This is a genomic window from Desmospora activa DSM 45169 (assembly GCF_003046315.1).
In the GTDB taxonomy this organism is placed as follows: domain Bacteria; phylum Bacillota; class Bacilli; order Thermoactinomycetales; family DSM-45169; genus Desmospora; species Desmospora activa.
Window position 1 is genome coordinate 1,984,620 of record NZ_PZZP01000001.1, and the last position, 12,086, is coordinate 1,996,705.

Annotated in this window: 9 protein-coding genes; 7 read left to right on the forward strand and 2 right to left on the reverse strand. The window is 49.3% G+C overall.

The genetic code is table 11. From position 1 onward, the window contains the following. Positions 1–8: 8 nt before the first annotated feature. Positions 9–1,265: an ABC transporter substrate-binding protein gene (locus tag C8J48_RS09690; protein ID WP_245891204.1), complete on the forward strand. Its 1,257-nt coding sequence runs from the start codon at positions 9–11 to the stop codon at positions 1,263–1,265. A gap of 25 nt (positions 1,266–1,290) precedes the next feature. Further along, the gene (locus C8J48_RS09695; RefSeq protein ID WP_245891205.1) at positions 1,291–3,297 is read left to right on the forward strand and encodes an alpha-glucuronidase family glycosyl hydrolase; all 2,007 of its coding nucleotides are present in this window, start codon (positions 1,291–1,293) and stop codon (positions 3,295–3,297) included. Between the two features lie 269 nt (positions 3,298–3,566). Here C8J48_RS09695 and C8J48_RS09700 read toward each other — a convergent pair whose 3' ends face one another. Both C8J48_RS09700 and C8J48_RS09705 read right to left on the reverse strand, forming a co-directional pair. Continuing rightward, on the reverse strand, positions 3,567–5,579 hold the full coding sequence (locus C8J48_RS09700) for a DUF6359 domain-containing protein (protein WP_170105344.1): 2,013 nt from the start codon (positions 5,577–5,579) through the stop codon (positions 3,567–3,569). A gap of 187 nt (positions 5,580–5,766) precedes the next feature. Further along, a complete protein-coding gene (locus C8J48_RS09705; RefSeq protein WP_211316614.1) occupies positions 5,767–6,438 on the reverse strand; it encodes a GntR family transcriptional regulator in 672 nt (223 codons plus the stop codon). A 153-nt stretch (positions 6,439–6,591) separates the two neighbouring features. Between C8J48_RS09705 and garR the strand changes: the two genes are divergently transcribed. The 5 genes from garR (at position 6,592) to C8J48_RS09730 (ending at position 12,085) form a co-directional block, all read left to right on the forward strand. After that, positions 6,592–7,500 (forward strand): 2-hydroxy-3-oxopropionate reductase, encoded by a 909-nt coding sequence (gene garR / locus C8J48_RS09710; protein ID WP_107726308.1) that lies wholly within the window; start codon positions 6,592–6,594, stop codon positions 7,498–7,500. Next, positions 7,487–8,911: a four-carbon acid sugar kinase family protein gene (locus tag C8J48_RS09715; RefSeq protein WP_107726311.1), complete on the forward strand. Its 1,425-nt coding sequence runs from the start codon at positions 7,487–7,489 to the stop codon at positions 8,909–8,911. The genes garR and C8J48_RS09715 overlap by 14 nt, the downstream gene beginning before the upstream one ends. 171 nt (positions 8,912–9,082) lie before the next feature. Continuing rightward, positions 9,083–10,426: a GntP family permease gene (locus C8J48_RS09720; RefSeq protein WP_107726313.1), complete on the forward strand. Its 1,344-nt coding sequence runs from the start codon at positions 9,083–9,085 to the stop codon at positions 10,424–10,426. A 193-nt stretch (positions 10,427–10,619) separates the two neighbouring features. Further along, a complete protein-coding gene (locus tag C8J48_RS09725; protein ID WP_107726315.1) occupies positions 10,620–11,204 on the forward strand; it encodes a class I SAM-dependent methyltransferase in 585 nt (194 codons plus the stop codon). A 161-nt stretch (positions 11,205–11,365) separates the two neighbouring features. Next, positions 11,366–12,085 carry a response regulator transcription factor gene (locus C8J48_RS09730; RefSeq protein WP_107726317.1) on the forward strand — a complete coding sequence of 240 codons (720 nt, stop codon included), beginning with the start codon at positions 11,366–11,368 and terminating at the stop codon, positions 12,083–12,085. Position 12,086: the final 1 nt, after the last annotated feature.

A 12,086-nucleotide genomic window follows, 5' to 3' on the forward strand; every position in this document is an offset into this window, starting at 1 on the left:
TGAAGCCTATGCGAATGCTGTTGCTTGTTGTCTTGCTTGCCACCCTTCTGTACGGCTGTAACTACGACGCCTCATCCGAAAAAAAAGATACCCTTACTATTTGGATCCCCTTTGACTTGGATCGAGAGACGATGGAAGAATTTGAAGAAGAGTATGGAGTAACCATCGATGTCACCATTTTAAATGCGACTGATTTACAGGTGAAATTGACGCAAGTATTAAAAACCCAGCAAAATGTTCCTGATATTGTCTACCTTTATGATTCGATTACACGAAGATGGGTCGAAAGCGATGTCACTTTCTTGGATCTGTCAGAAGCGTTTCCCGAAGACATCGCTTACTATGAGGAAAATTTCCCGGAGCATGTCACCGCTCTCGGGCGAAATGACCAGGGGGAAATGAAAGCTGTCGGCTACCAAAATCCCATCGGTGTCGCTTATTACAACCGGGAGCTGGCAAAAGAACTGATCGGCAGCGATGACCCGAAGAAAGTCGCAGAAGCAACCTCATCCCTTAAGCGTCTATTTGCTTTGAACGATCAATTAAAGGAAATGAATGTTGGCAGCCAACTGATTGGTAATATCGAAGATTTTCAAAAGATGTATCTATTAAAACGGAAAGAACCCTGGGTGATAGAGGATAAACTCATCATCAGCGATGAGGCGATGGAGCTGTTTGACATATCGAAGAAAATGTACGAAGAGAACATGTTTGCGGCGGAAGTTCCAACTGATTCTTCCTACACGACGGGCTTTACTGAAGGTTCATTCTTCCTTGACTATAACCCGACATGGAAACTAAATACCATCGCTGACCTGACGAAAGAGACAGAGGGATACGGAAATTGGGGCATCGCAAATCCGTTTATCCCCTACCATAATGGCGGTACTTGGATCGGCATTACCAAGGATGCCAAAAATCCGAAACTGGCGTGGGAATTTGTCAAACGGGTAGCATTGGATGAGGAGCACCTATATCAGGATGCCATGAAGCGAGGGGACGTCCCTGCAAATGAACGAGTGATGGAACGGATTGTAGCAGAGGAACGCCCCTCTGATGTGCTTGGCGGCCAAGACCCTTATGCAGCCTTTCACGATGCGGCGATTGAACGAAGCAATATCCTTACGCAATATGATCGTTCCATTAACAATTATTTTTTGGATGTTTTGCGCCAGTACGCCGTTGGCACCACTCCAAAGGATGAGGCGCTTACAAACTTTAAACGTAACGTAAAAAGCGCTTACCCGGATTTAGAAGTGGAGTAAAAGGAGTGAAATCATATTGGAAACGGTGACAACCGATAGAGAGGCTTGCTGGCTGACGACTGAATCATCAAAACCCCGGACTGAAAAGCTTCTTCTGTCACTGGTTGGCGATGCACCGATGTTTGCAACGATTAGACGCCTGTGTCAAAATCATGCAGCAAAGTTTTTTGTAGAGACAGCCATCACAGACCGTGACACAGGGAAGAGTAATGTCATCATCGGCACTTGGACCAGTCTTGGAAAAGAAAGCACACCGAATCTCGGAAGTGAAGGCTACACCATCTTTTCCGAAGAAGGACGCCTGTGGATTGTTGCTGAAGAAGAACGCGGATTGCTTTATGGCTTCTACCATTTCTTGAAGGAAATTCAGCTTGGGACACCCTTACTGGAAATCTCCGCACAGGAAAAGCCGGCAAATGTTTTTCGAATGATTAACCACTGGGACAATATGGACGGTTCCGTCGAACGGGGGTATGCAGGCAGATCGCTCTTTTTTGAAGGCGGATCCTTTACCAAGGATGAAGACTGCATGCGTTCCTATGCGGAGCTGTTGTCATCCGTGGGCATCAACGCGTTAACCATAAACAATGTCAATGTCCACGAGCAGGAGTCGGCACTAATTACAAATCGCTGGCTGCCGGAAGTGGCATGGCTGGCCAAACTCTTTCAAGAGTATGGACTCACGTTGTTTTTGAGTATTAATTATGCCAGCCCGATTACCATCGGTGGACTGGATACGGCGGATCCGCTCGAGACCTCTGTCGCCGATTGGTGGGAGCGACAAGTGGAACGAATTTATGGATCGATTCCTTCCTTTGGCGGTTTTGTTGTAAAAGCAGACTCTGAACATCGCCCAGGGCCCTTCAGTTACGGGAGAACCCATGCTGACGGGGCCAATATGCTGGCAAAAGCGCTTAAACCCTATGGAGGCCATCTATTTTGGCGCTGCTTTGTCTATGATTGCCTCCAAGATTGGCGTGACCGCTCAACGGATCGGGCAAGGGCGGCCTACGACCACTTTGCTCCCCTCGATGGCGCTTTTGCTGATAACGTCATTTTGCAAATTAAAAGCGGACCGATGGATTTTCAAGTGCGTGAGGCGGTCTCTCCGTTAATTGGCGCATTAAAGCAGACGAAGCATGTGATAGAGCTACAGATAACCCAGGAATATACCGGCCAGCAGATTGATGTCTGTTATTTGCCCCCGCAGTGGAAAGAGATTCTCGATTTTGATACCCATGCAAACGGAAAAGACACAACAGTCGCAGACCTCGTGTCCGGCCGGGCAAATGGCGGGTTTGGGCAAGGAATGACCGCTGTCGTCAATACGGGCAGAGATGAAAACTGGACCGGGCATTCTTTTGCCCAAGCCAATCTATACGGCTACGGTCAACTGGCGTGGAATCCAAAACGCTGTCTACACGCGATTGCAGAGGAATGGGCGGACCGAACGTATCCTTATTTACCGAAAAACGTCCGCAAGACAATTGTATCGATTCAAGAGTGTTCATGGATCGTATATGAGTCGTATACATCCCCCCTCGGTATCGGCTGGATGGTTAATCCCGGCCATCATTACGGTCCAAATGTTAATGGTTATGAGTTTTCGCCTTGGGGTACCTATCATTTTTCCGATCGGAATGGGCTTGGGGTGGACCGGACGAGAAAAGGGAGCAACTATGTCAGCCAATACGCAGAGCCGGTGGGATCACGCTATGAAAACCTACAAACCTGTCCGGACGAATTGTTGCTGTTTTTTCACCATGTTCCCTATACTCATGTGTTAACGAGCGGCAAAACCGTCATCCAACATATTTACGATTCCCATTTTGATGGGGTGGAGCAAGTAAAAGCGTTTATCGCTGCCTGGGAATCCCATAAACAAGAACTGCCTGAAGCCTTGTACCAGCATGTGCGAGTCAAGTTTGACGCCCAGCTTGCCAATGCAGTCGAGTGGCGCGATCAAGTAAACACCTACTATTACCGGATGTCGGGGATTGAAGACAAACACGGAAGGACGATTTACCGGTAAACCTCTCCCGTTTTCGCTATCGTTAAGAAATGGAAATTTTTTGCTATCAGAACCAAGAAGCTCTTATGTATTGAAGGGTTTTCCTTTTATAGACTTGTCCCGCCCCCGTCGACAGTAAAAAGCGGCCTATTCCCGATGTTTCGCCGGAGAAAGGCCGCCCATTTTTTTGCGAAAACGTGATTGATAATCCCTTCGGTATAATCCGTGCTTTGGTTCATCTTATGAGCAGGACGTTTTTCACCTCTACCGTAAGGGATCTCCCTCCTTTTTTAACTTGCTTTTTCTTTGCCCAACCCGCTGTCGGCTGGTGCCAAGCGATCCAGCCCTTCCTTCAGCCCGTGGTACACCTCAACGGTGACCTGTTGTTTGCGGTAACCTTTTTCCAAATCAGCGCCGGTCTTGGACCAAGCCTTTTCCCATTGATACTGAAGATTGCCGGCCTTTTTCGCGTCCCCTTGATCTTCTGCTTGTTTCCGCTGCTTCTCCAACTGAATCAGCGTTTCCACATCGTTATCCAATTGCTTAAACAACGAATTCGTTACCTCACCTGCTTGGTGATATTGTCCCAATTGGGAACGCAGTTGCTCCAGCTGCCCAGTGCGTGTCTGTGCTTGTGGTTGATAGCCGGCTCTCTGCGCATCCGCTTCCGAGTGGAAGAAGACACGCCACTCATCCGGGATCGAGTCCCACTGATCAGCAGGTACATACGTTTTACTGCGATAATCACCGGCGGGACGGAACAACTCATCGCCCCGTTCCCGCGCCCGGAAGACAAACGGCTGCTCCAACAGCGGATCATCCGGGTTCCAGATTCCTTTGCCCGCCTCTTTTGCCGATTTTAGCGCCGCACCATAGCGTTCCACTTCCTCATTCTTAAAGGGCCAAATAAAGTAAGTGGCAGCATATCCTTCTTCCACCAACTTTAGATTGGTGTTAAGGCCATCTTGCCGCACCACCTCAGCCAAGATACGACCATAGCTATCGGTGGGCTCTTCTCCCAATTGTAGGATTACCGTATCCCCAGGCGACAACAGGGTGCCCAGATACGCTCCAGCCCGGTTGCCGTGATCCATCTGGTTTTGGTCTAGTTCATTCTCCACCTTGTGATAGGTTTCCGGGGTATCGATATTAAGGTATCGAACCGTAGTCGACCCCAACACCGGTTCCTGTAAACGAATGGTGTCCCCATCGACGACTCGCTCCACCACCGCTTCAAATTGACGTCCATCGGTGGTTGGCTTTTCTTTTTGCACATCGGAAACGGTCAAATCCGACTGTTCCCGTGGAAGCAGCTGATAGCTGTCACGGTACTGGCTGGAGATGCCCGTTATTTGATACCACTTCTCCCCTTCCAGCAAGCCCAGATCAATCCCCGTGCTTTCCCAGATGCGCAGGGTCAAAGGATCAAAGTTCTCGTTGATCGCCGTCACATTCGCCCCACCGTTGTAATAATCGGGCACATGGCGGATAAACCCTTCCAATATGACCAATTGCCCTTCCAATGCTTCCGCTGTAGCCGCATCACGGTACTGCTCCAGGGTGACCGCTTTTGCTTCCACCGGTTGGTTCTGCGTCAACACTTCCAGTTCCTCGACGATAATTTGGGTGACATTATCATACTCACCCACGGTCCCTTTCACCCGAACCTGATCCCCTTTTTTTACAGCGGGAAACTGGTTGGCATTATGGCTGAACAGTTGGATGCCCGCGTCCCCGTCTTGTATGTAAACCGACAGTTTACCGGGGTAGAGAACTCCATTGTCCACATTGACGATTCCTTCCGTGATCACACGGCTGCCCAGAGAAGAGCGAGCTTCCTGGATACTGACCGGTTCCGAGGGTTCAGTCCCGTCAGCCCAACTGAAGGAAGAAGCATTGCGCAAGCCGGGTACGGAAAAATAGGCGCCAAGATCCCCGCTGATGCGCACTTTTTTTCCTAAGTGCTCAGCATGATCCACCAGATTTAACTGCTGGCGCACTGTGTTATTGGGCAGTTGCACCGGTAATAGCTTCGTTTTTTCCCGTTCATCGGGATCATCCGCCAATAGCAGATTGGTGTTAACCGAAAAGGGTGCAGCAAAATTTCCCGTTCCAAAAGAACTGGTTGTACTGGTGGTACCCACAATATAACCTTCCACCGTTGCCGCTCCATCATTGTTGGCAATGGCATCGGCAACCGTTATCGGCCCCGCAGCGGCAGCGACTGGCGACACCACGGCCGTCATCAACAGGGTAAAGATGGCCAACCAAACGATGGCGATGTGGCGAGCAAAGCGTTTCATACGCATATCCTCCATTTCACATGGATTACCCGCTGATTATACACGAACATTGTTAATTTTACCTGTATTTTTTTATTAGAGATGGAAAAGCTAAATCCCTCTTCTGTTTGTAAATTCAAACACTTTACTTGGATCGCTGGAAAAAAGAAAGCATAGCGGAAAACCGCTATGCTCGTTTCATCCACGCTTAAATCAAGTGCAGACAAAAATCTAAATCCGCCTGCAAATGCTCCTTCATCAGCCGCTCTGCTTCATCGACATCGTGGGTACGGATCGCTTCATAAATTTTCTCATGCTCATCGATCAGACCGGGTCGTTTATAAATGACGACCGTTTTGCGAAACAGGTAGATGATCGACTGCATACGATCGATGATATCGATCATCATCGGATTGCGGCTCGCTTGTACAATCTGGTCATGGAAGGTTTTATTGGCCTTCATCACGTCTTCGACCGACCCCGTACGGCCAATGGTAATACATTCATCCAGACAGAGGAGGGATGCTTCATCCATATAGGTGGCTGCCGCCCGAGCGGCGTATCCTTCCAGCAAAATCCGAACCTGAAAAATATTCCGTAAGTCACTCTCCGTCGGATTGACCACCCGTTTTTGCTTAATCAACCCCTCTTGCTCCAACTGGCGGATCGCTTCTCTCACAGGGGTACGGCTGACTCCCAACTCCTTTGCCAACCGTTCTTCCACCAGTTTGGAACCGCTCGGCAGTTCACCGCTGAGGATTTTATCGCGTATCGCTTCATAAGCGTGTAAATAAGCGGATTGTGAAGATGTTCGTGTCAATGTTTGTACGCTGCTGTCAAGTGATCGATGGCGACAGCAACTCCCCTCCTTTTTGCTCATTGAGCTCCTTCTTTCAGTATAGTGGGTTTGCCCAGCAATGAAAAGGAATACACAGGTAAATGTATACATTATAAAATTTATTGTATACAAAAACGAATTATTTGTGTACAATATCCTCAATGAAAACGCTTTTATATGAATAGGAGGGCCATTATGCGACTCGGTTTTATCGGTTTAGGAATCATGGGAAAGCCAATGACGCTCAATCTGTTAAAACACGGCTATGACGTTACCGTGTACGATATTAATTCATCCGTTATCCAAGAGCTGGTTGCAGCCGGTGCACAGGCCGGTGACTCTCCTCAGGATGTCGCTACAAAAAGCGAAGTCATTTTTACGATGTTACCCAACTTCACTCATGTCCAGAGTGTAGTCCTTGGTGAAAACGGAATTATCCATGGAGCGAGTGCAGGCAGCATCGTAGTTGATATGAGCTCTATATCGCCGGTGGTATCCAAAGAAATCGCTGCCACTTTACAGGAAAAAGGGATCGCGATGTTGGATGCCCCTGTGAGCGGCGGGGAGCCCAAAGCGGTCGATGGTACCCTGGCAATCATGGTGGGGGGAGCCGAAGAGACATTTGCACGGGTCAAACCGCTTCTCGCCTGTATGGGGCAGGAGATCACGCTTGTAGGTGAAAACGGTTGCGGCACGACAGCAAAATTGGCAAACCAGATTATGGTGAACGTCAATATTGCGGCCATGTCGGAAGCACTTGTCCTAGCCGCCAAGGCTGGAATCGATATCGAGAAAATGGTTCAAGCGATTCGGGGTGGCCTCGCCGGAAGCGCTGTTCTTGACGCCAAAGCACCAATGATATTAGAACGTAACTTTGTCGCCGGCGGCCGTATCGACATCAACCTCAAAGATTTAACTAACGTCATGGATACTGCCCACGCCATCGGTGTGCCGCTGCCGTTGTCCAGTCAAGTGCTGGAGATGTTCCATGCGCTGAAAGTGGACGGCAAAGCGGCGGATGATCATAGCGGACTGGTTCAATATTATGAGAAGTTGGCTCACGTCGTGGTCAAGAAAGGAGGAGAAGCGGATGAGACAAGCTGAGGAAGTGATTGCTTCCTATCCACCGGCTGACACCATCGCCATCCAGCAGTTGTGGGAAGAGACCTACCCGTCCCTCGATCATAAAGTTATCGTGCTTGATGATGATCCCACTGGTGTACAGACGGTCCACGGCGTGTCGGTGTATACCGACTGGGAAGAGAGCACGATTGAACAGGGATTTCTGGAATCCGCTTCCCTCTTTTTCATTCTGACCAACTCCCGCTCATTTTCGGCTAAAAAGACGGAACAAGTTCATCGCGACATCGCCCATCGGGTAGAACGAATCGCTGCCAAACTGAAGCAGCCTTATCTGTTGATCAGCCGCAGCGACTCCACCCTGCGCGGTCATTATCCGCTGGAAACCGCCGTGATGAAGGAGACAATTGAACACAGCAGCGGTCAGCGCATTGACGGAGAGATTCTGATCCCTTTCTTCCAGGAAGGGGGGCGCTTGACGATCGACAATATTCATTATGTGCAACAGGATGAACAGCTGATTCCAGCGGGGGAAACTGAATTTGCCAAAGATCGGACATTCGGTTTCCAAGCCAGCCATCTCGGCGCATGGATTGAGGAAAAAACGAAAGGCGCCTACAAACAAGAAGAAGTGACCTACATCTCGTTATCATCGCTTCGTCGGTTGGCGATTGAGGAGATTACCGAGCAACTCTTAGCGATATCCCACTTTGGCAAAGTGGTCGTCAATGCATTGGAGGAAGCGGATATCACAGTCTTTTCCATTGCACTGATCAAGGCTCTCGCACAGGGAAAGCGCTTTCTCTTCCGCACCGCAGCCACCTTTACAAAAGTGATTGGCGGTATCTCCTCCCGTCCACTGCTAGAGCGGTCGGATTTGATTGAAGCGGATTCCGCCAACGGCGGATTGATTATCGTCGGTTCCCATGTACAAAAAACGACACAGCAGCTGGAAGCGTTAAAACGCCTGTCGTCGCTTCATTTCATACCGTTTAACTCTCATCTGGTACTACAACCGGAAGCCTTCGCCGCAGAAGTAAGCCGTGTACGCACTGAAGCGGAAAAACAAGTATCCAAGGGTGTGACGACCGTGATTTACACCCAACGGGAGCGGCTCGATTTAGGAGAGAATCGGCAAGAAGAGGAATTGGCGTTATCGGTCAAAATCTCCGATGCCGTCACCCAAATTGTGCGGGAGTTTGCGGTTCGACCCAGTTATGTTATCGCCAAGGGCGGCATCACTTCCAGCGATGTCGGCACCAAAGGGCTGTGTGTCAAACGCGCCACAGTACGTGGCCAAATCGAACCCGGCATTCCCGTATGGGAGACGGGGGCGGAAAGCACCTTTCCGTTTATTCCCTATGTGATTTTCCCTGGGAATGTCGGCACAGCGGATACATTGAAGGTGGTGGTAGAGAAATTGGAGCAACACTAATCCCCTTTTTCTCATTGCGGAAGAGGTTGAACGGACTACGGTGCCCCCTCGTGTGGTCACCTTGGCTGATCCCCCTTCCGCAATGGGACATTGATCGAGTTGACCCAATTGCCTTGCCTTCAACAACAATCCGAGAAGAGGCATGCACAATATAAAAGGAGGAAAGCTTCAATGGTTACCGGAAATATGTTGATCGTGATCTTTTTGCTGTCGCTAGCCGTATTGTTCTTTTTAATCTTAAAGCTGAAGTTGGAACCGTTTTTGGCCTTGATCGGGGTCGCATTTGCAACAGCTCTGGTCATCGGCATACCCGTAAAGGAAGCCCCCGCCATCGTTACCACCGGCTTTGGCAACACATTGGCAGGTGTCGGTATCTTAATCGGTCTCGGTGTGATCTTTGGCCAGTTTCTTGCTGCTTCCGGCGCGATTGAAAAAATCGCACAGGCAGTTTTAAAGGTTTTTGGCATTCAAAAATCCCCTGCCGGTCTCGCCCTTACCGGTAGCGCAGTCTCGATTCCCGTCTTTTTTGATGCTGCATTTGTCATTTTAAGTGGGTTAATCAAAAGCTTATCCAAGAAAACAGGAATCTCCATTGTCTCTTTTGTCACGGCACTCGGTGTCGGCTTAATCGTCTCCCACAGTATGATCGCCCCCACCCCCGGTCCATTGGTGGTTGCGGAAAACACAAAAGCGGATCTCGGTCTCTTCATCCTATACGGTTTGATTTGTGCGATTCCAGCTACCTTGATCGGCGGTTATGTTTATGGTCTGTTTATTGGAAAGCGCATTCAACATCATGGAGAAATCGAAGAAACGGAACCCACAGCATCAGCTACTGCTAAAAAGGAGATCAGCACGAGCCTGTCCTTCATCATGTTGGCTCTTCCCATCCTCCTGATTCTTACCAACACGGTGTCACAACTGCTGTTACCGGATACGGCGATCGCTACTTTCTTCGGTTTTATCGGGGAAAAGAATATCGCGCTGTTTATCAGTGTGATCGCAGCCATGATTGTGCTCTCCCCCTATATTTCGGCGCCAAAGAAAGCGCTTTATTCAGAAGCGATGTCCTCAGCGGGGATTATTATCCTAATTACGGGAGCAGGGGGAGCGTTTGGAGCGGTCATCAACCAGAGCGGGATCGGCGATCATCTGATTGCTACCATGCAGAGCTGGAGCATCCCCGCTTTGTTGCTGGCCTTTATCTTCTCCCAAATTTTACGGGCCTCCCTCGGCTCCGCCACTGTCGCTCTTGTAACCACCTCCAGCATCATGGGTCCGCTTGCTCATGACTTAGGCGTCTCTCCCATTTTGTTGGGACTAGCCATCTGTGCCGGCGGTGTCGGCCTCTCGCTGCCCAACGACTCCGGCTTTTGGGTGGTTAATAAGTTCGGCAAACTGACGATCAGCCAAACATTAAAAGCATGGACCGTCGGTGGATTTCTCGCCGGTATGAGCGCTCTTGTCATGGTGTATATCCTCAGCCTCTTTACAGGGATTTTACCGGGGATTTAAACAAGAAATTTTCCATTTCTGGACATACTTTGAGATGTGTAATGGAATCCTAGCCGCGATTGCGCAGGGAATTCATTCACATCTCTTTTTTTATCACTTTTTTGCGCACTTAAGGAAATGATAAGAATTTGACTCCTGTTTTCTTAAGGTCCTGTCTCTATGATGGACCTATCCTCTAAGGGAGTTGGTAGTGATGCATACTTTAGTTGATCGAATGATCTTTTTGCTTCGATTTTTCCGCTCTCCTCTTCAAATCGGCAGTATAACGCCCAGTTCTGCTCAACTGGTACAAGCACTGTTAAGCCCGATTCCCTGGGAGCGTGTAAACACCGCGGTTGAGTTGGGGGCGGGAACTGGAGTGGTAACCGCTCAATTAAAACAGCGACTCCACCCCGATGCCAAAGCATTGATATTTGAAAAAGATTCGGTTCTTCGCTCCCATTTGCGCCAAAACCATCCGGAACTCCATCATTTTGCGGAAGCATGGGAGATGGAGGATATTCTAGGCAAACAGGGGCTCGATCAGGTGGATGCCATCTTTTCGTCCCTCCCCTTCACCAATTTTTCCGCATCGCTTCAAAGCGCTCTCTTGGATCAGGTACGGGACCGCTTGACAACGGATGGGGTTTTTACCGCTTATCAATATTCACGACAGATTAAGCCGCTGTTGGAGGAACGTTTTCAGCAAGTGGAAATCCGTTGGGTACCACGTAACTTCCCCCCCGCCTTTGTCTACATTTGCCGAAAACCGATTCGGCCGGAGGAGCGATCAGGATGAAAGTAGAAACCTACCTCGTGATACAATTGATTTTGACCGTCTATGTGCCGATCATCGCTTACCTAAAAATAGTCTTGTATACCCAAGCCACTACCACCGAAAAGCATGATCCTTAAAAAGATTGCTTTCCCAGGCTAGATGGGTAGCGAAAGGAGAAGCCCATGCATCGCCCCACCACCATCCTGATCGTCGATGATGACCCTGAGATCCGAAGGTTAATCAAACTGTACCTGGAAAATGAAGGTTTTACGGTTATCGAGGCAAAAAACGGAGTCGAAGCATTGGAGCTGGTGGAGAAAAAGTATCTGAATCTGATTGTTCTCGACCGCATGATGCCGGGGATAGACGGGGTAGAGGTATGTATGCGTCTCAGGGATCGATATCAAATGCCGATCATTATGTTAACAGCCAAAACGGAAGACATAGACAAAATCGAAGGATTGACTGTCGGTGCCGACGATTACGTTACCAAACCATTCAACCCGTTGGAACTGGTCGCCCGGATCAAAGCTCAACTTCGCCGATCACAGATGCTTCGCTCGGATGCGGAAATGACGGCAGGGATCATTCAATTGCAACATCTTACCATCGACCCGGAGCGTCGTCAGGTTTTAGTCGAGGAGAAGCCGGTACGATTGACCCCGCGGGAATTTGATATTCTTTATCTTCTGGCCCAGCGACCGGGAGTGGTCTTTCCCTCGGAAGACATCTATGAACGGGTATGGGGCGAACCGATGCTGACAAACGCCAATACGGTTATGGTCCATATCCGCAAAATCCGGGAAAAGGTAGAACTTGATCCACGCCGTCCCACGGTTATTCAAACCGTCTGGGGAGTGGGATATAAAGCAGAGCAATCTCCCGACCCGGGGAGGGCATGAT